Origin of the sequence: Pararhizobium mangrovi, from assembly GCF_006516965.1 — a bacterium.
GTDB classification, from domain to species: Bacteria; Pseudomonadota; Alphaproteobacteria; order Rhizobiales; family Rhizobiaceae; genus Pararhizobium_B; species Pararhizobium_B mangrovi.
Genome location: NZ_VHLH01000004.1, coordinates 201245 through 227078 on the forward strand (window position 1 = coordinate 201245; position 25834 = coordinate 227078).

21 protein-coding genes and 1 pseudogene are annotated in these 25834 nt (G+C 64.6%); 3 read left to right on the top strand and 19 right to left on the bottom strand.

The features are described from left to right. Positions 1 to 288: 288 nt before the first annotated feature. Genes trkA through FJU11_RS03905 form a run of 3 tightly spaced genes read right to left on the bottom strand, consistent with a single transcriptional unit; the run spans position 289 to position 5338 of the window. Complete coding sequence (trkA, locus tag FJU11_RS03895) at positions 289 to 1665, bottom strand: Trk system potassium transporter TrkA (protein ID WP_141165708.1); 1377 nt, start codon at positions 1663 to 1665, stop codon at positions 289 to 291. A gap of 54 nt (positions 1666 to 1719) precedes the next feature. Next, entirely contained in the window at positions 1720 to 3090 is a 1371-nt protein-coding gene (gene ntrX, locus FJU11_RS03900) for a nitrogen assimilation response regulator NtrX (RefSeq protein WP_141165709.1), read from the bottom strand. Beyond that, positions 3080 to 5338, bottom strand: a complete 2259-nt coding sequence (locus tag FJU11_RS03905; protein WP_141165710.1) for a sensor histidine kinase NtrY-like — start codon at positions 5336 to 5338, stop codon at positions 3080 to 3082. Before FJU11_RS03905 ends, ntrX begins: the two co-directional genes overlap by 11 nt. A 214-nt stretch (positions 5339 to 5552) precedes the next feature. Here FJU11_RS03905 and FJU11_RS03910 point away from each other — a divergent pair, with 214 nt between their 5' ends. Further along, positions 5553 to 6629: a catalase family protein gene (locus FJU11_RS03910; protein ID WP_141165711.1), complete on the top strand. Its 1077-nt coding sequence runs from the start codon at positions 5553 to 5555 to the stop codon at positions 6627 to 6629. A gap of 37 nt (positions 6630 to 6666) precedes the next feature. Here FJU11_RS03910 and ntrC read toward each other — a convergent pair whose 3' ends face one another. The 3 genes from ntrC to dusB are packed head-to-tail and all read right to left on the bottom strand — an operon-like array spanning position 6667 to position 10240. Next, positions 6667 to 8121: a nitrogen regulation protein NR(I) gene (gene ntrC, locus FJU11_RS03915; RefSeq protein WP_141165712.1), complete on the bottom strand. Its 1455-nt coding sequence runs from the start codon at positions 8119 to 8121 to the stop codon at positions 6667 to 6669. Next, positions 8118 to 9272, bottom strand: a complete 1155-nt coding sequence (locus FJU11_RS03920; RefSeq protein WP_141165713.1) for a two-component system sensor histidine kinase NtrB — start codon at positions 9270 to 9272, stop codon at positions 8118 to 8120. The genes ntrC and FJU11_RS03920 overlap by 4 nt, the downstream gene beginning before the upstream one ends. Continuing rightward, a complete protein-coding gene (gene dusB / locus FJU11_RS03925; protein ID WP_141165714.1) occupies positions 9269 to 10240 on the bottom strand; it encodes a tRNA dihydrouridine synthase DusB in 972 nt (323 codons plus the stop codon). Before dusB ends, FJU11_RS03920 begins: the two co-directional genes overlap by 4 nt. Positions 10241 to 10448: 208 nt before the next feature. Between dusB and FJU11_RS03930 the strand changes: the two genes are divergently transcribed. Together FJU11_RS03930 and FJU11_RS03935 are read left to right on the top strand one after the other, a co-directional pair. Continuing rightward, the gene (locus FJU11_RS03930) at positions 10449 to 11645 is read left to right on the top strand and encodes a bifunctional 2-C-methyl-D-erythritol 4-phosphate cytidylyltransferase/2-C-methyl-D-erythritol 2,4-cyclodiphosphate synthase (protein WP_141165715.1); all 1197 of its coding nucleotides are present in this window, start codon (positions 10449 to 10451) and stop codon (positions 11643 to 11645) included. Next, positions 11642 to 12148, top strand: coding sequence for a CinA family protein (locus FJU11_RS03935; RefSeq protein ID WP_141165716.1), 507 nt, complete (start codon positions 11642 to 11644; stop codon positions 12146 to 12148). The genes FJU11_RS03930 and FJU11_RS03935 overlap by 4 nt, the downstream gene beginning before the upstream one ends. Here FJU11_RS03935 and FJU11_RS03940 read toward each other — a convergent pair. The 13 genes and pseudogenes from FJU11_RS03940 to FJU11_RS04000 all read right to left on the bottom strand — a co-directional run bounded on the left by FJU11_RS03940 (position 12127) and on the right by FJU11_RS04000 (position 25572). Then, positions 12127 to 12588: a type II toxin-antitoxin system RatA family toxin gene (locus FJU11_RS03940; RefSeq protein ID WP_141165717.1), complete on the bottom strand. Its 462-nt coding sequence runs from the start codon at positions 12586 to 12588 to the stop codon at positions 12127 to 12129. The two genes, FJU11_RS03935 and FJU11_RS03940, sit on opposite strands and share 22 nt — an antisense overlap. A 7-nt stretch (positions 12589 to 12595) precedes the next feature. Then, positions 12596 to 13564, bottom strand: a complete 969-nt coding sequence (gene lipA, locus FJU11_RS03945) for a lipoyl synthase (protein WP_141165718.1) — start codon at positions 13562 to 13564, stop codon at positions 12596 to 12598. Between the two features lie 115 nt (positions 13565 to 13679). Next, positions 13680 to 13931: a GlsB/YeaQ/YmgE family stress response membrane protein gene (locus FJU11_RS03950; RefSeq protein ID WP_141165719.1), complete on the bottom strand. Its 252-nt coding sequence runs from the start codon at positions 13929 to 13931 to the stop codon at positions 13680 to 13682. 103 nt (positions 13932 to 14034) lie between these two features. Then, complete coding sequence (lpdA, locus tag FJU11_RS03955; protein ID WP_141165720.1) at positions 14035 to 15480, bottom strand: dihydrolipoyl dehydrogenase; 1446 nt, start codon at positions 15478 to 15480, stop codon at positions 14035 to 14037. A 146-nt stretch (positions 15481 to 15626) separates the two neighbouring features. Next, positions 15627 to 16265, bottom strand: a complete 639-nt coding sequence (locus FJU11_RS03960) for an SGNH/GDSL hydrolase family protein (RefSeq protein ID WP_141165721.1) — start codon at positions 16263 to 16265, stop codon at positions 15627 to 15629. Positions 16266 to 16275: 10 nt separating this feature from the next. Then, entirely contained in the window at positions 16276 to 17688 is a 1413-nt protein-coding gene (locus FJU11_RS03965; protein ID WP_141165722.1) for a pyruvate dehydrogenase complex dihydrolipoamide acetyltransferase, read from the bottom strand. A gap of 13 nt (positions 17689 to 17701) precedes the next feature. Further along, positions 17702 to 19117: a pyruvate dehydrogenase complex E1 component subunit beta gene (locus tag FJU11_RS03970; protein WP_141165723.1), complete on the bottom strand. Its 1416-nt coding sequence runs from the start codon at positions 19115 to 19117 to the stop codon at positions 17702 to 17704. Positions 19118 to 19138: 21 nt separating this feature from the next. After that, complete coding sequence (gene pdhA, locus FJU11_RS03975; RefSeq protein WP_141165724.1) at positions 19139 to 20188, bottom strand: pyruvate dehydrogenase (acetyl-transferring) E1 component subunit alpha; 1050 nt, start codon at positions 20186 to 20188, stop codon at positions 19139 to 19141. A gap of 136 nt (positions 20189 to 20324) precedes the next feature. Beyond that, the gene (locus FJU11_RS03980) at positions 20325 to 20648 is read right to left on the bottom strand and encodes an FtsB family cell division protein (RefSeq protein WP_141165725.1); all 324 of its coding nucleotides are present in this window, start codon (positions 20646 to 20648) and stop codon (positions 20325 to 20327) included. 106 nt (positions 20649 to 20754) lie between these two features. Beyond that, positions 20755 to 22029: a phosphopyruvate hydratase gene (eno, locus tag FJU11_RS03985; RefSeq protein ID WP_141165726.1), complete on the bottom strand. Its 1275-nt coding sequence runs from the start codon at positions 22027 to 22029 to the stop codon at positions 20755 to 20757. A 93-nt stretch (positions 22030 to 22122) separates the two neighbouring features. Beyond that, entirely contained in the window at positions 22123 to 22968 is an 846-nt protein-coding gene (gene kdsA / locus FJU11_RS03990) for a 3-deoxy-8-phosphooctulonate synthase (protein ID WP_141165727.1), read from the bottom strand. After that, positions 22965 to 23862 (bottom strand): annotated as a pseudogene (locus FJU11_RS03995) (VOC family protein). Before FJU11_RS03995 ends, kdsA begins: the two are co-directional and overlap by 4 nt. 81 nt (positions 23863 to 23943) lie before the next feature. Then, positions 23944 to 25572, bottom strand: a complete 1629-nt coding sequence (locus FJU11_RS04000; RefSeq protein WP_141165728.1) for a CTP synthase — start codon at positions 25570 to 25572, stop codon at positions 23944 to 23946. Positions 25573 to 25834 lie beyond the last annotated feature (262 nt).

Here is a 25834-nt window from a genome sequence, read left to right on the forward strand (position 1 = left end):
CAAGCGCGACATCCTATCGTTGTTTTCAATTACAACCACATTACACGCGGCGGCGCTACCCTGACGCTTACCGCGTGTACCATCCGTAGCCCGGAACGTGCGAACCCCGACAAGTTTTCCATGTTCATCCAGAAAAAGATTCCGCGTCGCGCAAAGCATGATGCCAAGAGGCGATGCCGGCGCCGACGAGCGCGCTGCATACCGGTGAAACGCGGCCGATTTCCGGCCGCCAGGTCCGGTCGCCGAAGAAAGCGCGGTGTGCCCCAAACGCGGTGTTCGTTTGCACGATCAGAAGAATTCGAGGCTGACCCGGAACATCTGTTCGACGTGGCGCACGGCCTGCACGGTCGCGAACATCACGACGCGGTCCTTCGCCTTAATGCGCATTTCGCCTTCGGGCCGAAGAACGGCACTTCCGCGAAGCACCGCCCCGATACGCACTCCGTCCGGGATCTGGAGGTCACGAAGCGGCATGCCAACGAGCGGCGAGGTTTCCAGCGCCTCGGCCTCGATCACCTCGGCTTGGCCCTGCTGCACGCTGTAGACGCCGCGAATGCGCCCTCGCCGAACGTGCTGCAGCACCCGCGAGATCGTCACTGCCCGCGGGTTGATGTGCGCATCGATGCCGAGCGTTCGCGTGAAGTCCTGATAGGACGGATTGTTGATCAGCGTCAGGTTCGCCTTGCAGCCGAGCCGCTTGGCCATGACGCTCGACAGGATGTTGACCTGGTCGTCGTTCGTCAGCGCGACCATCAGGTCGGCATCGTGAATGTCGGCCTCCGTCAGGATCTGCTGGTCGAGCGAGGACCCGTGAAGGACGACGGTGCGCTGAAGCTCGTCGGCGATCTTCACCGCGCGTTCGCGGTTGTGCTCGATAATGCGGATGCGCGTGCGCGTCTGGCGAGCCTCGATCGAACGCGCGACGTGGAGGCCGATATTGCCGCCGCCTGCGATGACGATGCGGGCGGCTTCCTGTTCCTCGTGACCGAAGAGACCGAGCGTGCGGCGCACGTGTTCCTGGTCGGAGATGACGTAGGCGAGATCGCCGATCTCAAGCTGGTCGCCGGAGCGCGGCACGAAGAGTTGCTCGTTGCGCCAGATGCCGACGACCGTCGCCTTGAGGTCGGGGAAGAGCTCGGAAAGCTGTTCCAGCGGCGTATTCACCACCGGGCATTCCTCGTTGCACTCGATGGCGACCATCGTCACGCGTTCGTCGGCAAAGCGCACCGCGTCGGTCGCACCGGGCAGCGCGATGCGCCGCAGCACCATGCGTCCGACTTCCATCTCCGGCGAGATGATGACGTCGATCGGCAAGTGTTCGCGCGAGAAGAGATCGGAATAGTGCGGCGCGAGGTAGCTCTGGGCGCGGATACGGGCGATCTTCGTCGGCACGCTGAACAGCGAGTGCGCGACCTGGCAGGCCGTCATGTTGATCTCGTCGTAGAGCGTCACGGCGATGATCATGTCGGCTTCCGCAGCACCGGCACGCGCAAGCACGTCCGGATGCGCACCGTGGCCGACATAGCCGCGCACGTCGAGCGTATCGCGGATGACGTTGATCAGCGAGGGCGAGGTATCGATGACCGATACGTCGTTGGCTTCCTGCGAAAGCCGTTCGGCGATGCCGTAGCCGACGCGCCCCGCGCCGCAGATGATGACCTTCATGGGCCGCCTTTCGTGCTGCCGGGCGGCGTTGCCCGGCCTTTCGTGCGGTCCGCCTTATACGCCAAGAGATTTCAATTTTCGATGCAGGGCGGAACGCTCCATGCCGACGAACTCCGCCGTGCGTGAAATGTTGCCGCCGAAGCGGTTGATCTGGGCGACGAGGTAGTCCCGCTCGAACATCTCGCGCGCCTGGCGAAGCGGCACGGTCATGATGTGCCCGTCGCCTTGCGTCGGCGTCTTCGGCAGCATGTCCGAAACCTCCTTCGGCAGAAGATCGGCGGTGATCGTCGTGTCCGGCCCGTCCGAACGTACGAGGATCAGAAGCCGTTCGACATTGTTGCGGAGCTGGCGGACGTTGCCCGGCCAGTCGTGCGCCTGAAGCACGGCCATGGCATCGTCGGCGATGTTTCTGGGCTTGATACCCGCCTGCTCGCCGATGCGCCGCATGAAAAGGTCGACCAGAAACGGAATGTCCTCCCGCCGCTCGGCAAGAGCCGGCACGCGGACGGGCACAACGGCGAGGCGATGATAGAGATCCTCCCGGAAATCGCCGTCGGCGATCCGGTTTTCCAGATTGTAGGCGGTCGAGGATATGATGCGCACGTCCACCTTGACGCGCTGGTTGCCACCGACGCGCTCGAACTGCTGGTCGATCAGCACGCGCAGGATCTTGTTCTGAGTCTCACGCGGCATTTCGCCGATTTCGTCGAGATAGAGAATGCCGCCATGCGCCTGTTCGAGCGCACCGACCTTGCGCTCGCGCGTGCTGCTGCTGCCGGGCTCGGTGCCGAAAAGCTCGATCTCCATGCGCTCGGGCGTGATCGCCGCCGCGTTCAGGGCCACGAAGGGGCCGGATGCGCGCGAGGAACGCTGGTGGATCATGCGCGCCACCATCTCCTTGCCGGATCCCGACGGGCCGAGAATCATGATGCGGCTGTTGGTCGGCGCCACCTTCTCGATCGTCTGCTTGAGCTGCGAGATCGCAAGCGACGTGCCGATCAGTTCGAGCGAATCGCCCGACCGACGCCTCAGTTCGTTCACCTCGCGCTTGAGCTTGGACGTCTCGAGCGCCCGTTCGGCGATCAGGATCAGGCGGTCGGTCTTGAACGGCTTCTCGATGAAGTCGTAGGCGCCCTGCTTGATCGCGGCGACCGCGGTCTCGATGGTGCCGTGACCGGAGATCATGACGACGGGAAGTTCCGGATGGCGGTTCTTGATCTCGTCGAGCAGCGCCAGCCCGTCGAGCCGGCTACCCTGCAGCCAGATGTCCAATAGGACGAGGTTCGGCACACGTTCGGAGATCGCCTTCAACGCCGAATCGCTGTCGCCGGCGACGCGCGTCTCGTGGCCTTCGTCGGAAAGGATACCCGAAACGATATCGCGGATATCGGCCTCGTCGTCGACGACGAGAATGTCAGACGCCATTTCCAGCTTCCTCTCTCTCTACGGCAGGTTCGGCGGTGCCGGTGCCCTGCGGCAGCTTGACGGTGAACATGGCGCCCCTGCCCCGGTCGAAATCGGCCGGCGCGTCGTGCAGTTCAAGCACGCCGCCATGGTCCTCGATGATCTTCTTGACGATGGCGAGCCCGAGCCCGGTCCCCTTTTCGCGCATGGTCATATAAGGCTCGAGTATGCGGTGACGGTTTTCGGGCGGCAGGCCCTTGCCGTTGTCGATGACGTCGACGGTGGCGTACTCGCCTTCCGAATGCGCGTAGACGGCGATGCGCCTGCCGTCGCGCTCCTCGCCTTCCGGCACTGCCTCGATCGCCTCGCCGGCGTTCTTGATGAGATTGCCGAAGGCCTGACCGAGCATGCGCGAATCGTAGCGGCCGACGAGCGGCGTCTCGCCGAAATCGGATGTGAAGTCGACCTTGTGCGTGCCCATCTCGCGCAGGAAGACCGCATCCTTGAGAATGACACGTAGGTCCACTTCCTCCTTGGCGGGCTTCGGCATGCGCGCGAAGGAGGAGAACTCGTCGACCATGCGGCCGATATCCTCGACCTGGCGCACGATCGTCTGCGTGCACTGGTCGAAGACGGCACGGTCCTCCTCGGCGATCTGCTTGCCGTAGCGCCGGCGGATGCGTTCGGCCGAAAGCTGGATCGGCGTCAGCGGATTCTTGATTTCATGGGCGATGCGCCGCGCGACGTCCGCCCAGGCCGTCGAACGCTGGGCGATGACGAGGTCGGTGATGTCGTCGACGGTGATGACGAAGGAATCACGCGCGTCCGTCGCATCCTCGCCGGTGATCTGGACGTTGAGCGTGCGTTCCTTGCCGCCGCGCACCATGGTGATCTGCTTGCGGTGCTCCTTGCGCCGGCGCTGCCTGTGCTCTTCGACCACCTCGCGAAATTCCGGCGCGATCTCGAGAAGGTTCATGCCGACCATCGTGCCGGGCACGCAGGCGAACATCGTCTCCGCCGAGCGATTGGCGATCGAGACGCGCCCATCCTTGGCGACGCCGACCACCCCGGCCGAAACGCCTGAAAGGACCGCTTCGGAAAAGCGCCGGCGCTCGTCGATCTGGTCCTTCGCCTCGAGGATCTCGTTTCTCTGCGTGCGGATCTGCACGATCATGTTGTTGAAGGTCTTGGAAAGATTGCCGACGTCGCCGTCGGACGCGCGCACCGGGACGGCTGCCTGAAGGTTGCCCTTGGCGACGTCGTCCGAAGCGCCGATCAGCAGGCGAATCGGGCGCACCAGCCGATCGGCAACGGCGATCGCGGTCCAGATCGCGGCCAGAAGCACGATCAGCGCGAAGCCGAGATAGAGGATCGCGAAGGCGATCTGCAGGGGCGTGCGCCCCTCTTCCATCGAATGGTATTCCTGCGTCGTCTGCTCCATCTCGCGCATGGAGTGGATGACGGAAGGGTCCACCGCGCGCACGGTGTAGAGCAGCATGTCGGGAAAGCTTCGAAGCTTGATCACCGCACCGACGAGGTTCGTCACGCCCGGCGGAATCAGCGTCGGCTCGCCGGATACGGCCTTTTGCAGCGCATCCTTCGGAATGGCCGGCAACGGCCGTTCGGTCTGGATGTCGGCCTGCATCGTTGCGTTGCCGTCCTCGGTGACGACGAACGCGCCGAGGAAGCCGCGTCCGCGCGCCTGCCGGGTCAGCAGATTGTTGAAGCCGGTGCGGTCGAGATTGTAGAGCGAGCGCGCCTTGTCGAGCTCCGTCGCCATCGTCACGGTCTGGCCCTGGAGATAGCGCGCGTTCTCCATGACGTAGGCCTGCGCCACGTCCAGCGACTGGTTGACGATCGACTGGGTGCGCATGGAAAACCAGCGGTCCAACCCGACGTTCAGCGTGAAGCTGGCGACGATCGCGACGAGGATCGCCGGCGTGATGGCGACGATCGAGAAGAGCCCGACGATCCGCACGTGAAGGCGGGCGGCGGCCCTTCCCCGTTCGCGCGCTTTCAACAGCTTGCGAATTTCGACGCCGATGACAGCGATCAGGCACAGCACGAAGAAGAGGTTGATCAGTGCCAGCGCGATGACGACGTTGGTGACCGGCGCGATCGGCGTCAGGCCGAGCAGGATGGCGAACGAGGCGGACGAACTGATCAGCGCGCCGACGACAAGCGCGATACCGCGGCCGGTAAAGGAGCGCCGGCGTTCGCCGGTGCCCCTTGCGGTGCTATCACTGGGCAGGGTGTCCCCCACGGCCATGGCGCTTTCGTCCCCACGGTTCGCGCTCTGCGCTTAGCCGGAATGTTACGGCAGCTCGTGGCGGTAGAGCAACAGAATGTGGCGAAACTGCAACTAAGTCTCTTGGCGGTGCGGAAACCGCACGCCATCGATCACGTTCGTCGTGATCCGGAACCTCTTCGGCGATCGTCGCTTGTCCCGATACTCATTTTTCCCCGTCCATCAGGGAGGCACCATGCCGACGAACCCGCCGCTTCGCTATACGCCCGACCTCGAACACGTCGAGGAGGACGAGGAACAGACCATCGAAGGCCTCAACGAGGCGTTCGACACCATCCTCGAGACGACGTCGCAGAACTACGGCCATGCGGTGCGCGCCGTTCACGCCAAGGGCCACGGTCTTCTGAAAGGCACGCTGACGGTGCTCGACGACCTGCCGGAGGAGTTCGCGCAGGGCGTCTTCGCGACGCCGGGCGCCCATGAGGCATGGATGCGCATTTCGACCAATCCCGGCGATATCGTGGACGACGCCGTGTCCCTGCCCCGCGGCTTCGCCCTGAAGATAGCGGGCGTTGCGGGCGAGAGGCTGCCGGACGCGGAAGGCGACAGCCAGGATTTCGTCTTCGTCAACGGACCGATCTTCCAGGCGAAGACGTCGAGCGAGTTCCTCGGCAACCTGAAGATGCTCGCCGGCACGACCGATCGCATCGAAGGCGTCAAGAAGGTGCTTTCGACCTTCCTGCGCGGGGCGAACGCGGCCATGGCAAGCATCGGCAAGGAAAGCCCGAAGGTCCATTCCCTCGGCGGTGCGCCGAACGTCGACCCGCTGGGCGAGACCTATTACAGCGCCACCCCGTTCCGGTACGGCGATTACGTCGCCAAGTTCAGCCTTGCCCCGGTTTCGGACGATCTTACTGCGCGCACCGGCGAAAGCATGCCGATCGGCGATGATTCCGATGCCATCCGCAACACGGTCCGGGACGAGATGAAGGCGATCGAGGGCCGCTGGGAACTTCGGGTCCAGCTCTGCCGCGACTTGGAAAAGCAGCCTGTCGAAGACCCAACGGTTCAATGGGACGAGGAAAGTTCGCCCTTTCACACCGTCGCGATCCTCGAAGCGGGACCGCAGGACTCCTGGAGCGCGGAGAAGGTCGCCGAGATCGACGAGGGCATGCGCTTCAGCGTGTGGACCGGTATCACCGCGCACAAGCCGCTCGGCAGCATCAATCGCGCGCGCAAGGCGACATATCGCCATTCGGCCGGCTTCCGCGAGCGCTTCAACCGCTGCCCGATCCACGAACCACACGCTTGAGGCTCACTCGCACCGATCGGACGGGAACCGATCGCGCCTATGTGCTGCGCGGACCGCGATAGACGGAGACACCGAGTTCACGGATTTTCTTGCGTAGCGTGTTCCGGTTCAGGCCGAGCAGTTCGGCGGCCTTGATCTGGTTGCCGCGGGTGGCCGTCAAGGCCGCGAGGATCAGCGGATATTCGACCTCGTTCAGCACCCGCTGGTAGAGGCCGGGGGGAGGAAGATCGTCGCCGAAGCCGCGAAAATAGCGGTTCATGTTGTCTTCGACGGCCTGGCCGATGCTGGGATCGGCCGGTCCCCCGTCGGCGGTTCCGAGCGGGCTGTCGGACACCTCGGTGCGCAACTCGCTCTCGATGATTTCCCGGGTGATTACCTCCTGCGGATAGAGCGCGGTGAGCCGGCGAACGACGTTTTCCAGTTCGCGCACGTTGCCGGGCCACGGATAGCCCTTCATGCGCTCCAGCGCGTCGATGTCGACGCGCTTCGGCGCCAGTCCCTCGCGCTCGGCCTGTCGCAGGAAATGCGTGACCAGATCGGGGATGTCTTCCGCCCGGTCGCGCAGCGGCGGCAGGCGCAGCGGCACGACGTTCAGCCGGTAATAGAGATCCTCACGGAAAAGCCCCTGATTGATCAGGACCTTGAGGTCCTTGTTCGTCGCCGAGACGATGCGCACGTCGGTCTTGATCGGCGTTCGTCCGCCGACGGTCGTGTATTCGCCCTGCTGGAGCACGCGAAGGAGCCGGGTCTGCGCGTCCATCGGCATGTCGCCGATCTCGTCCAGGAACAGCGTGCCGCCATCGGCCTGCTCGAAGCGGCCGGTCGAGCGCGACTGCGCACCGGTGAACGCGCCTTTCTCGTGGCCGAAGAGTTCGGATTCGATCAGTTCGCGCGGGATCGCGGCCATGTTGATGGCGATGAATGGGCCGTGATGGCGCTTGCCGTAATCGTGCAGCGCCTTGGCGACGAGTTCCTTGCCGGTTCCCGACTCGCCCGAGATCATCAGCGTCAGGTCCGTCTGCATCAGCCGGGCGAGCACGCGGTAGATTTCCTGCATCGCCGTCGAGCGGCCGATCAACGGCATCTTGTCGCCGCCGTCGTCGCCGGGGCCAACGTGGCGCTGCTTCGGTTCGGCGAGCGCCCGGCCGATGATGCCGATCATTTCAGTCAGGTCGAACGGTTTCGGCAGGTAGTCGTAGGCGCCCTTTTCGGACGCCTTGATCGCCGTCATGAACGTGTTCTGCGCGCTGATGACGACGACCGGCAGTTCCTCGCGCGCCTTCTTGATGCGCGGCAGGAGATCGAAGGCATTCTCGTCCGGCATGACGACGTCGGCGACGACCAGATCGCCCTCGCCCGCCGAGATCCAGCGCCAGAGCGTCGCCGCGTTCGAGGTGACGCGCACCTGATAACCCGCCCGCGTCAGCGCCTGGTTCAGCACCGTGCGGATGGCGGCGTCATCGTCGGCGACGAGGATGGTTTCTCCACTCATGCAGTATCATCCCGCTTCAAATCGGAAAGCTGGTCGATTGGTGGGGCGTCCTGCGATGCCGGCATCAGCACGCGGAAGACGGTGCGCTGGCCGTGGCGGTCGCACTCGACGATGCCGCCATGGGCACCGATGATCTTGGCGACGAGGGCGAGCCCGAGGCCCGAGCCGTTCGTCTTCGTCGAGATGAACGGGTCGAAGAGATGCGGCTGCAGATCGGCCGGAACGCCGGGGCCGTTGTCGGTCACGCAGAATTCGAGCGGCAGCGAAACCTTGTGGCGGCTGCCGGCGACCGAAAGGCTCATGCCCGGCCTGAAGGCCGTCGATAGGCCGATCTCGGCGTGCGGCTCGCGGGCAACCGCCTCCGTCGCGTTCTTCACGAGGTTGAGGAACACCTGCACGAGCTGGTCGCGATTGGCGAAGACCGGCGGCAGCGAGGGATCGTAGTTTTCCGTAAACCGGATGCCGCTCGCAAACCCCGCACTCGCAAGCGCCTTCACGTGATCGAGCACGGAATGGATGTTGACGGGCTGGCGGTCGACGGGCCGCTCGTCGGAGAAGACCTCCATGCGATCCACGAGCGAGACGATCCGGTCCGTCTCTTCCCGGATCAGCCGCGTTAGCCCGCGATCCTCGCCTTCGACCGACCCTTCGAGAAGCTGCGCAGCGCCGCGAATGCCGGAGAGCGGGTTCTTGATCTCGTGCGCCAGCATGGAGGCAAGGCCCGTCACCGAACGGGCGGCGCCGCGATGGGTCAGTTGCCGGTCGATCTTGTCGGCCATGGTGCGTTCCTGCAGCATGACGACGATCGGCCCCTCGCCCGTGCTGAGCGGCGAGACGTAGACGTCGACCATCTTGTCTTCGCCGAGACGCGGCGAGGAAAGGTCGACGCGGTATCCGTTCACCGGCGCGCGCCGTTCCTGCACCTGTTCGATCAGCGACAGGAGCGGGCTTCCGAAGGGGATGTAGCTTTCGAGCGTCTGCCGCGCGAGATAGGTGGCACTGGCACCGAAGAACGCCTCCGCCTCCCAGTTCGCGAAGGCGATGCGCCCATCTTCGTCGACGAGGATGATCGGGTGCTGGATGGCATTGAGGATGCCGACCGGCGTTGTACCCGCGCCTGCCGCGCCCTTCGTGTTCTGCGGACCGCTCACGCCGCGCGATCCATCGGCTGGCAGCTGCTTCGAAGAGCCTGCTCCAGACGGGCGACCACGACATCGGGATCAGTCTCGGTCAGAAGCGCGCGACGCAACGCCGGCGGGCAGTCCGGCGCATGCGCGTCGATCGCCCAGCCGAGATGCTTGCGCGCATGCCGCACACCCTTCACCGCCCCGTAATGGTCGATCATGGCGCGGTAGTGCTCGCAGGCGGTTTCGGCGACGAGGACCGAAGACGGCGTCGCGATAGCGCCGGCGATCTCTCCCGGCAGCCAGGGCCGCCCTTGCGCGGCGCGTCCGACCATGACGGCATCGGCGCCGGTAACGGCCATCAGCCTTTCCGCGTCGGCCGTGCTCGCGACGTCGCCATTCGCGACGAAGGGAACGCGGACCGCCTTGCGCACGGCAGCGATCGCCGCCCAGTCCGCCCTGCCCTCGTAGAACTGGCAGCGCGTGCGCCCGTGGACGGTGATCATCCGGATGCCCGCATCTTCGGCCCGCCTGGCGAGTTCCGCCGCGTTCAGCGAATGTGCGTCCCAGCCGAGCCGCATCTTCAGCGTGACCGGCACGTCGACGGCCCTTACGGTCGCCTCGATCAGGGCCATCGCGAGGTCCGGCTCGCGCATGAGCGCGGAACCGGCATAGCCGCCCGTCACCTTCTTGGCGGGACAGCCCATGTTGATGTCGACGATATCGGCCCCTTCGGCAACGGCGATGCGCGCCGCCTCGCCCATCCAGTACGGTTCGCGACCGGCAAGCTGCACCATGTGCGGCGAGATACCGGCTCCCGCCAGGCGCACTCTGGATTCCGTCCGCCCATGAACGAGTTCGCGGGTCGCGATCATTTCCGTAACGACGAGCCCCGCACCGAAGCGCCATGCGATACGGCGAAACGGAACGTCGCTGACACCGGACATCGGCGCGAGGAAGACCCGGTTGCGCACCGGGACCGGGCCGATTTTCATGGGTTGGCCGAGTAGGGATCGGGTCAACTGCTTATCTTTCGAGCACGGGTGGCGCCTGCTTTCCATCTAGCCATCTGCCAGATTTCTGCCACCGGCGACAAGCGAAAATCCGCCGTGGCTGCCATGCCGTCTGGCCAAGCATTGGCGGCGAGGATAGAGCGGGTCCTGGATTTCGTCGAACTTCCGTCGAAGGAGCACCGATAAACCAATGCGCACAACGCGTCGATATGCGGCCGTGGTCGTCGCCGCGGGTCGCGGTGCGCGGGCGGGCTTCTCCCCCGACGGGCCGAAGCAGTATCGGCCGATCGGCGGACGGGCCGTTCTTGCGCGCTCGCTCGATGCGTTGCTCGCATGGGGCCGGATCGATCGGCTCGTCGTCGTCATTCACCCGGAAGACGAAGCGCTCTACGACAGCGCCCTCGGCACGCTCGCATCCGACGGCCGGTTGGTGCGCGTCACCGGCGCCGAGACGCGCCAGGCCTCGGTGCTCGCCGGCCTTCGCGCCCTCGACGGCAGCGGCGCCACGCACGTCCTGATCCACGACGCGGTGCGCCCCTTCATCGCCGAAACGCTTCTGGAGCGCATCGATGCGGCATTCGACGCGGGTGCGGACGGCGTGCTTCCCGCGCTGCCCGTCGTCGACACGCTCAAGCGCGCGACCGCCGCGGCGCGGATTGCCGAAACGGTCTCCCGGGACAATCTTCATGCGGCACAGACGCCCCAAGCCTTCGTCTACGGATCGATCCTTCGCGCACACGAGGCGGCGAAGAGCGCGGATCTCACGGACGACTGCGCCGTGGCGGAAGCGGCCGGGCTTTCGATCGCGATCGTGCAGGGCGAGCGGTCGAACATCAAACTCACGACGGCCGAGGATATCGCCATGGCGCACGCAACGTTCGGCAAAACGCAGATCCCCGACGTACGGACCGGCAACGGCTACGACGTGCATCAGCTCGTGGACGGTGAAGGTGTGTGGCTGTGCGGCGTATGGATCGCGCACTCGCAGATGCTTTCCGGCCACTCCGACGCAGATGTCGGCCTTCACGCGCTGACGGACGCACTGCTTGCGACCTGCGGCGCCGGCGATATCGGCGACCACTTTCCGCCGAGCGAGGCACGATGGCGGGGCGCGGCGTCGAACCTTTTCGTGCGCCATGCTCGCGACCTCGTCCGTGATGCCGGCGGGACGATCCTCAATGCCGATGTCAGCCTCGTCGCCGAAGCGCCGAAGATCGGCCCGCACCGCACGGCCATGCGCACGGCGATGGCCGAAATGCTGGAGATCGACGTGTCGCGCTGTTCGGTGAAGGCCACGACGAACGAGACGATCGGCTTCGTCGGGCGGCGGGAAGGCATCGCGGCGATCGCGACGGCGAGCGTCTTCTACCGGAACGGCCGGCCATGACCATCGACCACGAGCTTGCCCGAAACGTCGTCGCGTGCCTCGAATCGCGCGGTGTGACGCTCGCCACGGTGGAATCGTGCACGGGCGGCATGATCGCGGCGGCGATCACCGACGTCGCGGGCGCGTCACACGTGTTCGAGCGTGGTTTCGTGACCTATTCCAACGCGGCGAAGGTCGCGATGGTGGGTGTGCGCGAGGCGACGCTCGACCGATACGGCGCGGTCTCGCGAGAGGTCGCCATCGAGATGGCGGAAGGCGCACTCGCCGTTTCGCCGGCCGACGCTTCGGTTTCCGTCACCGGCGTCGCGGGTCCCGGCGGCGGAAGCGTGGAAAAGCCCGTCGGTCTCGTCCATGTGGCGCTCGCCATGCGCGGTAGGCCGACGCATCACGAGGAACTGCGCTTCGGCGATCTCGGCCGCGCCACGATCCGCGTGAGGACGGTTTCGGCAGCCCTTTTACTCATCGTCGCGCGGATCGGGGATCAGCCACCCTTCCGGCCGTAGATCTTGTCGGCGCGCTTCTCGAAGGCTTCGGCGAAGGTGCGGAACGCACGGTCGAACATCGAGCCCATCAGCATGCCGAGCATGCGGTTCTTGAACTCGTAGTCGATGTAGAAATCGACGTCGCACCGGTTCTCGCCGGCATCCAGGAACAGCCACCGGTTGTCGAGGTAGCGGAACGGCCCGTCGAGATACTTGACGTCGATCGCCAGTTCCTTCGGCTTGAGCAGCACCTGCGTGGTGAAGGTCTCGCGCACGGACTTGTAGCCGACGCTCATGTCGGCGACGAGCAGCGTCTTGCCGTCCTCCCCCTCGCGCCGTTCACGCACCTGAAGGCTTTCGCAAAGCGGCAGGAATTTCGGATAGCTTTCGACGTCGGCGACGAGGTCGAACATGTTCTGCGGGCTGTGCTCGACCCGTCTTGTCGTATGATGCTTGGGCATGATCGCGCTACTGCGCCGCTTCCGCCAGCTTCGCCTCGCGGGCGGCTCGCAACCGCGCGAAATCGTCGCCGGCATGATAGGAAGAACGCGTCAGCGGGCTCGCGGAAACCATCAGGAAACCCTTGGTATAGGCGCTGGTTTCGTACGACGCGAACTCCTCCGGCGTCACGAACCGCTCGACGCGGTGGTGCTTGCGCGTCGGCTGCAGGTACTGGCCGATCGTCAGGAAGTCGACGTCGCCGGTGCGCAGATCGTCCATGAGCTGGAGCACCGCGTTGCGCTCCTCGCCGAGACCGACCATGATGCCGGACTTCGTGAACATCGACGGATCCAGTTCCTTCACCTTCTGCAACAGGCGAATGGAGTGGAAATAGCGCGCACCGGGGCGCACCGTGAGATAGTTTCCGGCGACCGTTTCGAGATTGTGGTTGAAGACGTCTGGCTTTGCTTCCACGACGGTTTCCAGAGCGCTGGGCTTGCGCAGGAAATCGGGCGTCAGGATCTCGATCGTCGTACCGGGCGCAGACTGCCGGATGGCGCGAATCACGCGGGCGAAGTGCTCCGCTCCGCCATCGTCGAGATCGTCGCGGTCGACCGAGGTGATCACTACGTGATTGAGGCCCATCTGCGCAACGGCGTGGGCGACGCTTTCGGGCTCGTTCGTGTTGAGCGGCATGGGCCGGCCGGTGCTGACGTTGCAAAACGCGCACGCACGCGTGCAGATCTCGCCCATGATCATGAAGGTGGCGTGCTTCTTGTCCCAGCACTCGCCGATATTCGGGCAACCCGCCTCTTCGCACACGGTGATCAGACCGTGATCCTGAACGATCGAACGCGTCTCGTGGTAGCCCTTCGAGTTCGGCGCCCGGACCCGGATCCAGTCCGGCTTGCGGGGCATTTCGGTATCCGGCCGATGAGCCTTTTCCGGATGGCGAACGCGCGGCTTCGCGCTTGCAGTGTCGAGAACCGTAACCATTCTCAGTCCTTGGGCCGTGTTTTTCCGTTCACACCCATATAGACCGAAAGACGAAAAAAGTCAGGCCGCCCATTCGCATGGCGGCCCGACCTTCAGTGCATAAGCTTCGGATATGTCAGCGCTTGATGGCGCGAGCGATGGCGATGAGGATGCACGCTCCGATGAAGCCGATGATCAGATAGGCGATCCAGCCGCCGAAGGCGAATCCGAAGAGCGCCAGAATGAAGTTGAGGACGAGCGCGCCGACGATGCCGAGCACGATGTTCATGATGAGGCCCATGTTGGACTTCATGAACTGTTCTGCCAGCCAGCCTGCGATGCCGCCGATGATGATCGCCGCGATGAGCCCGACGCCGTTCAATGCCATGTCTCTCTCCTGTTGCCGTTGTTGCCTTTACGGTGTCCCGGTAACGCGTCGGTGACGGATACGTTCCGGCCGGCTTTCCGAGGAAGGAAATGATCGCGCCGCATCAGGCATTGATCACCTTGCCGTAGGCATCGAGCGCGCTTTCCTTCATCATTTCCGAGAGCGTCGGATGCGGGAAGATCGTATGCTGGATCTCCGCCTCGGTCGTCTCGAGGTTCATGGCGACGACGTAGCCCTCGATCAGTTCGGTGACTTCCGGGCCCACCATATGTGCGCCGAGAAGCTGGCCGGTCTTGGTGTCGAAGATCGTCTTGACCAACCCGTTGTCCTCGCCGAGCGCGATCGCCTTGCCGTTGGCCTTCGCGTCGAAGCGGCCGACCTTCACTTCGTGACCGGCTTCCTTCGCCTGCGCTTCCGTCATGCCGACGGATGCGATCTGCGGATGGCAGTAGGTGCAACCGGGAATGCGGTTCGGGTCGATCGCGTGGACGCCTTCGACGCCGGCGATCTTCTCGATGCAGATCACGCCCTCGTGCTCGGCCTTGTGGGCGAGCATCGGCGGACCGGCGACGTCGCCGATCGCGTAGACGCCCTTCACGTCCGTCGCGCCGAAGCCATCGGTGACGACGCAGCCCTTCTCCGTCTTGATGCCGAGCTCTTCGAGGCCGAGACCTTCGATGTTGCCCTGCACGCCGACGGCCGAGATCAGCTTGTCGGCCTCGATCGTCTGAGCCTTGCCGTCCTTCGGCTCGATGGTGACGGAAACGCCCTTCTTGCCCTTTTCGACCTTCGAGACTTTTGTCTCGGTATGAAAGGTGATGCCGCGCTTTTCGAGCGCCTTGCGGGCGATGCCGGAAACTTCCTTGTCCTCGACGGGCAGGATCGTCGGCATGATCTCGACGACGGTCACTTCCGCGCCCATCGAGCGGTAGAAGCTCGCGAACTCGACGCCGATCGCGCCGGAACCCATGACGACGACGGATTTCGGGATTTCCTTCGGAACCATTGCCTCGAAATAGGTCCAGATCAGGTCGCCGTCGGGCTCGATGCCCGGCAGCGCACGCGGACGCGCGCCGGTCGCGATGATGACGTGCTTGGCCGTATAGGTGCCGGGGCCGAGCGTCTTCTTCGGCTTCGGCGGCTGCGGCTCCATCGGGGTCTTCTGCGGCTCGGAGACCGTAACCTCGCCGGCCTTCGTGACCTTCGCCTCGCCCCAGATGATTTCGATCTTGTTCTTGCCCATGAGGTAGCCGACGCCGCCGTTCAGCCTGCCGGAGATCTTGCGCGAACGGCTGACGACGGCATCGACGTCCGGGCTCACCGTGCCGTCGAGCTTGAGGCCGAACTGCTCGAGATGGCGCGTATGGTCCATCACCTCGCCGGAGCGCAGCAGCGCCTTGGTCGGAATGCAGCCCCAGTTCAGGCAGATGCCGCCAAGGTGCTCGCGCTCGACGATCGCCGTCTTGAAGCCGAGCTGCGCGGCACGGATCGCGGTCGTGTACCCCCCCGGCCCGGAGCCGATGATGATGACGTCGTAGGCGTTCGCCATGGGCTTCCTCACTTCGTTCTTCGGCCCGTGGCGCGGTGCCACGGTACCCGTTCAGTTTGATGCTGCGTCGAGCGCCGATGGCGAACCGTCCACGCGGAAAGCAACCGCGACCACCCTTTGCATCGTGCGTCGCCTTATGCCCTCGCTCACAGTCCGAGCATGAGCCGCGCGACCGGTTCGAGCGCCTTGCCGACCGCGCGCGTGTTTCGTGCATCGAGATGGACGCCGTCGACCGGTGAGGCTTTCGCCACCGTTGCCGCGTCGTAGAAGCCGCAGCCGGTCTCGTCCGCAAGATCGGAATAGAGCTGCGCGAGCATCTTCGACTGCGCGATGCCGCCGGCGAACATCGCCGCGAAACCCGGATCGGCGGTTTCGCACAGCACCGGCGGCGCGACGATCAGGATCTCCGGCGTCTCGGCCCGGTTCGGCCAGGCATGGTTGCGCGTAAGCTCGATCAACCGCTCGATGCCGCGGCAGGCCGCCTGCGCGCTTCCGGCTGTGACGGGTTTCATGTCGTTCGTGCCGAGCATGAAGATCACCAGATCGAGCGGCGCGTGGGTATGCAGGATGGTCGGCAGGATACGCGCGCCGTTGCGATCGCAATCGGCCAGATGATCGTCGTATGCCGTGGTCCGTCCGCCCAATCCTTCCGGAATGACGGTAACATCGGTTCCGAGCGCTTTCTGGAGGACGCTCGGCCAGCGGTCGGCATGATCGTGCCGGCTTCCGGCTTGCGCATCCGTCCCCCACGTCAGCGAGTCCCCGTAGCAAAGGACCGACTTCATCCCCGGCTCCCTAGACGAGCATTCCCATCGGGTTCTCGATGTAGTTCTTGAACGCCGCCAGCACTTCCGCGCCGAGCGCGCCGTCGACGGCCCGGTGGTCGGTCGAAAGCGTCACCGACATGATCGTCGCGACGCCGACCGCATCGTCCTTGACGACCGCCCGCTTCTCGCCCGCGCCAACCGCGAGGATCGTCGCGTGCGGCGGGTTGATGACGGCGGCGAAGTCCTTGATGCCGAACATGCCGAGGTTGGAAACGGCCGTCGCCCCGCCCTGGTATTCCTGCGGCTGCAGCTTCCGGTCGCGCGCACGGCGCGCCAGATCCTTCATCTCGTTGGAGATCGCCGACAGGCTCTTCTCCTCGGCCCGCTTGACGATCGGCGTGATCAGCCCGCCCTCGATCGAGACGGCGACGCCGACATTGACGCTTTTGTGCTGAACCATCGCCTGCTCGGTCCAGGAAACGTTCGCTTCCGGAATGTCGCGCAGCGCCAGTGCCATCGCCTTGATGACCATGTCGTTGACGGAAAGCTTGAAGGCCGGCTTCTCGCCGTGCTCGTTCTTTCGCATCGGCGCCGAAGCATTGATCTGCCTGCGAAGGTCGAGCAACGCGTCCAGTTCGCAGTCCACCGTCAGGTAGAAATGCGGGATGGTCGTCTTCGCCTGCACGAGACGCCGCGCGATCGTCTTGCGCATGCCGTCGTGCGGCTTGAGTTCGTAGGAGCCTTCTTCGAAGAGCTTGAGCACCTGCTCGTCGGCCATCGGCTTCGGCGCATCGGGCGCGGCTTGAGCCGCCTTGCCCGCCTGCGAAGCCTCCGCCTGCGTAGCCGTACCCTTCTCTTTCGCCTCTTCGATATCGCGCTGGACGATACGTCCGTGCGGACCGGAACCCTTCACCGCCGAAAGGTCGAGGCCGGCCTCCCTGGCGAGCCGCCTTGCGAGCGGCGACGCGAAGATACGCTCACCTTTTTCGCTTTTCGGCGCCGGCGTACCCGTGGTGGCCGGCGCCTTGTCGGCCTGCGGCGTATCACCCTCCTTGGGCGTTTCGCTGCTCTTTGCCTGCGCCTCGTCGGCCGCGCCGCCGGCGGTCTCTTCGGCCTTGGCCTGCTCGGCCTTGCCCGAGCGGTCGGACGATCCGCCGCCACCGTCTTCGGCAGCCTTGGCTGCGTCGGCGGGATCCTCGCCCTCTTCGGCAAGCACGCCGATCAGCGCGTTGACCTTCACGCCTTCGGTACCGTCCGGCACGACGATCTTGGCAAGCGTGCCCTCGTCGACGGCCTCGACTTCCATCGTAGCCTTGTCCGTCTCGATCTCGGCGATGGCATCACCGGGCGAGACGCTGTCGCCTTCCTTGATCAGCCATTTGGCGAGATTGCCTTCCTCCATCGTGGGAGAAAGGGCCGGCATCGTGATGTTGATGGGCATGACGCGCTCCCCCTTACGCCGTGTAGGTGACCGCCTTCACGGCGTCGATGACTTCTTCGACGTTCGGAAGGGCGAGCTTTTCCAGATTGGCGGCGTAGGGCATGGGCACGTCCTTGCCGGCGATGGTCGCGATCGGCGCATCGAGATAGTCGAAGGCCTGCTGCATGACCCGCGTCGCGATCTCAGTGCCGATCGAGGACTGCGGGAAACCCTCTTCCACCGTCACGAGCCGCTTGGTCTTCTTCACCGACTCGATCGTCGAGGAGAGGTCCATCGGGCGGATGGTACGCAGATCGATGATCTCGCACTCGATGCCCATGCCGGACAACTCTTCGGCAGCCTTGATGGCGTAGGTCATGCCGATGCCGAAGGAGACAATCGTGCAATCCGCCCCCTCGCGATGCGTCCGCGCGCGGCCGATCGGCAGCACGAAGTCGTCGAGCTTCGGAACCTCGAAGGTCTGGCCGTAGAGGATCTCGTTTTCGAGGAACATGACGGGGTTCGGGTCGCGCACGGCCGCCTTGAGCAGGCCCTTCGCGTCGGCTGCCGTATAGGGCATGACGACCTTGAGGCCCGGAATGTGGCTGTACCACGCGCCGTAGCACTGCGAATGCTGCGCGCCGACGCGCGCGGCCGCACCGTTCGGGCCGCGGAAGACGATGGGCGCACCCATCTGGCCGCCGGACATGTAGAGCGTCTTCGCCGCCGAGTTGACGATCTGGTCGATCGCCTGCATGGCGAAGTTGAAGGTCATGAACTCGACGATCGGCTTCAGGCCCGCCATCGCCGCACCGACGCCGACGCCGGCGAAGCCGTGCTCGGTAATCGGCGTGTCGATGATGCGCTTGGCGCCGAACTCGGAGAGCAGCCCTTGCGTGATCTTGTAGGCGCCTTCGTATTCGGCGACTTCCTCGCCCATGACGAAGACGTCGCCATCGCGACGCAGCTCTTCGGCCATCGCGTCGCGCAACGCCTCGCGCACGGTGGTCTCGACCATTTCCGTGCCTTCGGGAATGTCGGGATCGGCCGGAACCTCTGCCTGCTTCGGCTGCGCCGGGGCCTTCTTCTTGCCCTCGTCGGAAGCAGCTTTCTCCTTCTGCGAACTTTCGTCCGCTTCGCCGCCATCCTTCGCAGCACCGTTGCCGCCGGTTGGCGGCGCGGCCTCGTCGACGTCGTCGGCGCTTTCGCCTTCTTCGAGCAGCACGGCGATCGGCGTGTTGACCTTGACGTTCTCCGTACCTTCGGAAACGAGGATCTTGCCGAGCGTTCCTTCCTCGACGGCCTCGAACTCCATCGTGGCCTTGTCGGTCTCGATCTCGGCGATCACGTCACCGATCTCGACCGTATCGCCTTCCTTCTTGTTCCATTTGGCGAGCGTGCCTTCCTCCATCGTCGGGGAAAGCGCGGGCATGAGGACTTGCGTTGACATGGGTTCGCTCTCTCCCGATCCCTAAAGCAGAATGTCCGTGTAAAGCTCGGACTCGTCCGGCTCCGGATCGGACTGGGCGAAGTCCGCCGCATCGGAGACCTGGTCGCGGATCTCCTTGTCGATGGCTTTCAGTTCGTCCTCGTCCGCCCATTCGTTGTCGAGGATGCGCTTGCGTACCTGCTCGATCGGATCGTGCTCGGAACGCATCTTCTGCACCTCGTCGCGCGTACGATACTTCGCCGGATCCGACATCGAGTGGCCGCGATAGCGGTAGGTCTCCATCTCGAGGATCACCGGACCCTTGCCGGAGCGCGCCCAGTCGGTCGCCTCCTCGCCGGCCGCCTTGACGGCGCGAATGTCCATGCCGTCGACATGGAAACCGGGGATCTTGAACGAGGCGCCGCGTTCGGAAAAGGCAGGTTGCGCGGAAGAACGCGCGACCGAGGTGCCCATGGCGTAGCGGTTGTTCTCGATGATGAAGACCACCGGCAGCTTCCATAGCGAGGCCATGTTGAAGCTTTCGTAGACCTGGCCCTGATTGGCCGCGCCGTCGCCGAAATAGGTGAGGCTGACGAAGCCGTTCTCGCGGTACTGGTTGGCGAGCGCCAGACCCGCCCCGAGGGGCGCCGGCACGCCGACGATGCCGTGGCCGCCGTAGAAGTTCTTTTCCTTGGAGAACATGTGCATCGAGCCGCCCTTCCCCTTGGAATAGCCGCCCTGACGCCCCGTCAGCTCCGCCATCACGCCGCGCGGCGACATACCGGTTGCCAGCATATGGCCGTGGTCCCGATAGCCGGTGATGACCTGATCGCCGTCCTGCAGCGTCAGCTGCATGCCGGTGACGACGGCCTCCTGACCGATATAGAGGTGGCAGAAGCCGCCGATGAAGCCCATGCCGTAGAGCTGGCCGGCCTTTTCCTCGAAGCGGCGGATCAGAAGCATCCGGCGCAGCGCGTCGAACTCCTCGTCCTTGGAGAAGTCCGCGATCTTGTCGCCGATCGAAGGTTTGGTGGATCGCGACGAAGAGCCGGTTTTCCGCCGGCTGGACGATGCGGACTTGCGCGCGGCCATGCATGCCTCCCTTCACGTCTTTGTTCGCATGAACATAGGCAAAAGAAGGTAGGCCGGCAATGCCAATATTGCATGCCTCTCTTGCACGCCAAACCGCTGAAAAAAGCCGATAAAGTAGCGCTTAACCAGATTGCGGTTAATTCGATCGCCTGAATATGACGATGTCGTCGGGGCTGGTGACGTCGAGCATCTCGCGCGACTGTATGTCGAGCATGTCGCGATCGAGCGTATCGCCCTTGAGCAGAGAGGCCCTCTGTTCGAGCCCCTCGCGCTGGTGGCGCAGCCCGTCGAGCGTCTTGCTCAGTTCCGCCCTCTTTGCTTCGAGCTGGACACGCGCATTGAGGCCGAGATCGCCGTTCACCGCGTGGTAGCCGAAATAGCTCAGGAACACGGCCGCCAGGCAGGGAACCGTAAGGCGGCCGAGCCGCGACTGGCGGCGGTGCTTGGTACGCATGACCATGGGCGACAGGCTCCGGAAGACGAGACGCAAAACGGGTTTCGTCGGAGCCTAGCGCCGAAGCGTTAACCGGGCGTTGACCACGCCGTGCGGCTTTGCCGCAGGCGCCTCATCGGCCGAAGACGCTGCGTCCGGCGAAGACGGCCTGGTCGCCGAGGTCCTCCTCGATGCGGATCAGCTGGTTGTATTTCGCCAGCCGGTCCGAACGCGAGAGCGAACCGGTCTTGATCTGTCCGCAATTGGTCGCGACGGCGAGGTCGGCGATCGTCGAATCCTCGGTCTCGCCCGAGCGGTGCGAGATCACCGCCGTATAACCGGCGCGGTGGGCCGTCGAAACCGCGTCGAGCGTCTCCGTCAGCGAGCCGATCTGGTTCACCTTGACGAGGATGGAGTTGGCGACGCCCATCTCGATGCCGCTCGTCAGCCGTTCGGTATTGGTGACGAACAGATCGTCGCCGACGAGCTGGCACTTGTGGCCGATCTTCTTCGTCAGCGTCTTCCATCCCTCCCAGTCGTCTTCCTGCATGCCGTCCTCGACGGTGACGAGCGGGTAGGTGTCGACGAGGTACTCGATGTAATCGGCCATCTCGTTCGAATCGAGCGTACGTCCCTCGCCCTTCATGACGTACTTGCCGTCCTCGAAGAACTCGTTCGCCGCGCAGTCGAGCCCGAGGCAGATATCGTCACCCGGCTTGTAGCCGGCGGTCTCGATCGCCCGCATGATGAATTTCAACGCATCCTCGGCGCTCTTGATGTCGGGCGCGAAACCGCCCTCGTCGCCGACATTGGTGTTGAAGCCGTCCTTGGAGAGCTGCTTCTTCAGCGTATGGAAGACTTCGGCACCCATGCGCACCGCCTCACGCAGCGAGTCCGCACCTACCGGGAGAATCATGAATTCCTGGAAGTCGATCGGGTTGTCCGCATGCTCGCCGCCATTGATGATGTTCATCATCGGCACCGGCAGGACATGCGCGCTGGTGCCGCCGACATAGCGGTAGAGCGGCAGGCCGGAAGCGTCCGCAGCCGCCTTGGCAACGGCGAGCGAGACGCCGAGGATTGCGTTCGCGCCGAGCCGCGACTTGTTCTCCGTACCGTCGAGATCGATCAGCGTGCGATCGATCAGCATCTGGTTTTCCGCTTCGAGGCCGACGACGGCCTCGAACAGTTCGGTATTCACCGAATCGACGGCGTTCTCGACGCCCTTGCCGAGATAGCGTTCGCCGCCATCGCGAAGCTCGACGGCCTCGTGCGCCCCGGTCGAGGCGCCGGAGGGAACGGCCGCGCGGCCCATGGACCCGTCCTCGAGAACGACGTCGACTTCCACGGTGGGGTTGCCGCGGCTGTCGAGGATTTCGCGGCCCACGACATCTGTAATGGCGGTCATAACGTCTCTCCTGACGATGGATTTCTGTTTTCGCGGGAAGCCTTAATCAATACGCCGAATTCGTGCAATCGGACGAAGACGCGCGGACGCCGCTCAGCTCTTGGCGACCGCATCGAGGGCAAGCAGCCTGTCGAGAAGCCGCGGCATGTCCTCGATCGGCACCATGTTCGGGCCGTCGGACGGCGCGTTGTCCGGGTCCTCGTGCGTTTCGACGAAGACACCCGCGACGCCGACGGCGACGGCAGCGCGCGCCAGCGTCTCGACGAATTCGCGCTGGCCGCCGGTCGCACCGCCCTGGCCGCCGGGCTGCTGCACCGAATGGGTGGCATCGAAGATCACCGGTGCTCCGAGGCCCGCCATGATCGGCAGCGCGCGCATGTCGGAAACGAGGGTGTTGTAACCGAAGGAGACGCCGCGCTCGGTCAGAAGCACGTTCGGGTTGCCGCTTCCCGTGATCTTGGCGAGCACGTTCTTCATGTCCCAGGGCGCAAGGAACTGGCCCTTCTTGACGTTGATCGCCCGCCCGGTCGCGGCGGCCGCGACAAGCAGATCCGTCTGGCGACAGAGAAAGGCCGGGATCTGGAGAATGTCGACGACCTTCGCGACGGTCGCGCACTGTTCGGGCGAATGCACGTCGGTGAGCACGGGAAGGCCGAACTCGGCACGCAGTTCCTCGAACACGGCGAGGCTTTTTTCCAGCCCCATGCCACGCTGGCCGGAAAGCGACGTACGGTTCGCCTTGTCGAAGGAGGACTTGTAGACGAGGCCTATATCCCGTTCGGCACAGATCTCCATGAGCATGCCGGCCATGTCGAAGGCGTGCTCGCGGCTTTCCATCTGGCAGGGACCGGCAATCAGGGTGAGCCGGCCGGTGTTGGAAAAGGCAACGGCCTTTTCGCCTTCGCCGACCGTGACGGTCGCATTCGGTCTCGTGATCATGGCGCTTCCTCGAAGGCGAATGTGCAGCCCTGGCCCGTCGCCGGCGGCACGACGAGGCGTGCACCCTTGCGGCGGACTGCGACGCCGGTTTCGCGCAGGCATGTCTCGACCGCGGCGAGCGAGCCGACCCGAAAGACGATACCGGCAAAGCGCAGACCACGCTCGCGACTTTCGACCGTTTCCCCGAAGAACGCCTCGAACCCTTCCGGCGTCAAGACCGAAAGGCGGGCGTTCGAGGTTTCCATGGAAAGGCCGAAGGAGCGCGAATCGACGTGGCGCTGCCGGGCAAGCGCCTGCAGGAAATACTGGAAATCGGAAGGGTTCGGCTCGCTCATGACGATTTCGGCGATGCCGGAAACGCCGTTTGCGTGCGTCGTCGCGTCCTCGGCAGCAAGCGCCACCTCGCCGACGCGCTCGCATGTAAAGAAGGTCGCGTCCGGCGCGCGCAGGTCCGCGGCGAAGGCCAGGCGGAAGCCGGCGTCGCGTTTTCCCCCCGTCCGGTGCGCGGACGGCTCGCGCGAACGAAAGCGGAGCGCCCGCCGACATCCCTTCGCGTGCGAATGTCGCATGGTCGGCAGAGGCGTCCTGGCTCACGAAGGCGACGGCGGAGAAGCCGTCGTCACCGTTTCGAAAGCGGTAGGCGTAGTCCCGCGCGACGAAGACGTTGCCGGCCCGCGCTTCCGCCTCGCAGGTCTCGCGCGAGGCGATCGCGAGCGGCTCGAGATAGGTGCCGTCGGCGAAAAAGACGCAGGCGTTCTTCGTGCCGAAGGGATGGTTCGCCTCCGGCGCGACCGCAAAGCCGAGGGATTCCAGCCTGCCACGCGCGACGGCGAGATCGGCTGTCGGCAGGACCGCGTGGTCGACGGCGCGGGGAAGCTCGCTTCTCGTGCTCATGCCGAGGATTTGCCCGCTTTCTCGCCGGATATCAAGCAAGCCGAGCGGCTTCGCGTTCGGCCTGCCGGATGCCGCACGCGCTCATACGAGCCGCGATTGCTCCAGCGCGGCAGCAACGAAGCTCGAAAACAGCGGATGGGGTTCCAGCGGCCGGCTCTTCAGTTCGGGGTGGAACTGCACGCCAACGAACCAGGGATGGTCGGCATATTCGATCGTCTCGGGCAGCACGCCGTCCGGCGACATGCCGGCGAAGACGAGCCCGCTCTCTTCGAGGCGTTCCTTGTAGCCGACATTCACCTCGTAGCGATGGCGGTGGCGCTCCGAAATCTCCAGCTTTTCGTAGATGCCGGCGATCCGCGAGCCTTCCTCGAGCCGCGCGGTATAGGCACCGAGCCGCATCGTGCCGCCGAGATCGCCGCTCGACGAGCGCTTTTCGAGCATGTTTCCGCGCAGCCATTCCGTCATCAGGCCGACGACCGGTTCCTCTGTCGGACCAAACTCCGTGCTCGAAGCCTTCTCGATCTTCGCCAGATTGCGCGCGGCCTCGACGACGGCCATCTGCATGCCGAAGCAGATTCCGAAATACGGCACCTTGCGTTCGCGTGCGAACTGCGCCGCATGGATCTTTCCCTCGGATCCGCGCTCGCCGAAGCCGCCGGGCACCAGGATGCCGTGGACCTTCTCGAGCCAGTAGGCGGGATCTTCCTTCTCGAAGACTTCCGATTCGATCCAGTCGATCCGCACCCGCGTGTGGTTCGCGAGACCACCGTGGTAGAGCGCTTCCGTCAGCGACTTGTAGGCATCCTTCAGGCCGGTGTACTTGCCGACGATGGCGATCGTCACCTCGCCTTCCGGCTTGCGGATGCGCTCGGCCAGATCCTCCCACGGTCCCAGACGCGGCTTCGGCGCGGGGTCGATGCCGAAGGCGGCGAGCACTTCGTCGTCGAGACCTTCCCTGTGATAGGCCATCGGCACGTCGTAGATGCTTGCGACGTCGAGCGCTTGGATCACGGCGGAGGGGCGAACGTTGCAGAAGAGCGAGAGCTTGCGCCGTTCCTCTTCGGGAATCTCGCGGTCCGCGCGCACGAGCAGGACGTCGGGGGCGATGCCGAGCGCCTGAAGCTCCTTGACGGAATGCTGCGTCGGCTTGGTCTTCAACTCTCCGGCCGCGGCAATGAACGGCATCAGCGTCAGATGGACATAGACGGCATTGCCGCGCGGCAGGTCGTTGGCGAGCTGGCGGATCGCCTCCATGAACGGCATCGCCTCGATGTCGCCGACCGTGCCGCCGATCTCGCACAGGACGAAGTCGTAGTCCTCGTTGCCGTCGAGGACGAACTCCTTGATCTCGTTGGTGACGTGCGGAATGACCTGAACGGTGGCGCCGAGGTAGTCGCCGCGCCGTTCCTTGTCGAGGATGTTCTTGTATAGCCTGCCGGTCGTGATGTTGTCCGCCTGCACGGCCGAACGCCCGGTAAAGCGCTCGTAATGGCCGAGGTCGAGGTCGGTTTCCGCACCGTCGTCGGTGACGAACACCTCCCCGTGCTGCGTCGGGCTCATCGTGCCCGGGTCGACGTTCAGATAGGGGTCGAGCTTGCGCAGCCGCACCCGGTAGCCTCGGGCCTGCAGCAATGCGCCGAGGGCAGCCGAAGCGATTCCTTTTCCAAGCGAGGAGACCACGCCGCCAGTGATGAAGACATATCGCGCCATGGGCGTGAACCGTTACCGCCTGAAACCTGATTCCGCCAGCCCGATTTTGACCTTTTCCACGCTTCGTGACGGATCAAACGGCAGGCAAAGGGAACCGGAACCGCGAAAGCGGCGCCGGCCTTGATGATGAGGATGGGCGAAAGATTACTGACCGGTCGGCATATCCGTTCCCGAATTGTCATCGTTCGAAGGCGTCTGCTGACCGTTATTCTGGCCCGAGCCCTGGCTGGAACTCTGTCCGCCATTCTGGCCAGCACCGTTC

Coding starts and splice junctions, on each gene's coding strand:
- dusB (WP_141165714.1), bottom strand. CDS start 10,240: ATGAAAATCGGCCCGGTCCCGGTGCGCAACCGGGTCTTCCTCGCGCCG.
- ntrX (WP_141165709.1), bottom strand. CDS start 3,090: ATGGCGTCTGACATTCTCGTCGTCGACGACGAGGCCGATATCCGCGAT.
- pdhA (WP_141165724.1), bottom strand. CDS start 20,188: ATGGCCGCGCGCAAGTCCGCATCGTCCAGCCGGCGGAAAACCGGCTCT.
- ntrC (WP_141165712.1), bottom strand. CDS start 8,121: ATGAGTGGAGAAACCATCCTCGTCGCCGACGATGACGCCGCCATCCGC.
- lpdA (WP_141165720.1), bottom strand. CDS start 15,480: ATGGCGAACGCCTACGACGTCATCATCATCGGCTCCGGGCCGGGGGGG.
- kdsA (WP_141165727.1), bottom strand. CDS start 22,968: ATGATCACGAGACCGAATGCGACCGTCACGGTCGGCGAAGGCGAAAAG.
- trkA (WP_141165708.1), bottom strand. CDS start 1,665: ATGAAGGTCATCATCTGCGGCGCGGGGCGCGTCGGCTACGGCATCGCC.
- lipA (WP_141165718.1), bottom strand. CDS start 13,564: ATGGTTACGGTTCTCGACACTGCAAGCGCGAAGCCGCGCGTTCGCCAT.
- FJU11_RS03930 (WP_141165715.1), top strand. CDS start 10,449: ATGCGCACAACGCGTCGATATGCGGCCGTGGTCGTCGCCGCGGGTCGC.
- FJU11_RS03965 (WP_141165722.1), bottom strand. CDS start 17,688: ATGCCCATCAACATCACGATGCCGGCCCTTTCTCCCACGATGGAGGAA.
- FJU11_RS03950 (WP_141165719.1), bottom strand. CDS start 13,931: ATGGCATTGAACGGCGTCGGGCTCATCGCGGCGATCATCATCGGCGGC.
- FJU11_RS03935 (WP_141165716.1), top strand. CDS start 11,642: ATGACCATCGACCACGAGCTTGCCCGAAACGTCGTCGCGTGCCTCGAA.
- FJU11_RS03905 (WP_141165710.1), bottom strand. CDS start 5,338: ATGGCCGTGGGGGACACCCTGCCCAGTGATAGCACCGCAAGGGGCACC.
- FJU11_RS03970 (WP_141165723.1), bottom strand. CDS start 19,117: ATGTCAACGCAAGTCCTCATGCCCGCGCTTTCCCCGACGATGGAGGAA.
- FJU11_RS04000 (WP_141165728.1), bottom strand. CDS start 25,572: ATGGCGCGATATGTCTTCATCACTGGCGGCGTGGTCTCCTCGCTTGGA.
- eno (WP_141165726.1), bottom strand. CDS start 22,029: ATGACCGCCATTACAGATGTCGTGGGCCGCGAAATCCTCGACAGCCGC.
- FJU11_RS03910 (WP_141165711.1), top strand. CDS start 5,553: ATGCCGACGAACCCGCCGCTTCGCTATACGCCCGACCTCGAACACGTC.
- FJU11_RS03980 (WP_141165725.1), bottom strand. CDS start 20,648: ATGGTCATGCGTACCAAGCACCGCCGCCAGTCGCGGCTCGGCCGCCTT.
- FJU11_RS03960 (WP_141165721.1), bottom strand. CDS start 16,265: ATGAAGTCGGTCCTTTGCTACGGGGACTCGCTGACGTGGGGGACGGAT.
- FJU11_RS03940 (WP_141165717.1), bottom strand. CDS start 12,588: ATGCCCAAGCATCATACGACAAGACGGGTCGAGCACAGCCCGCAGAAC.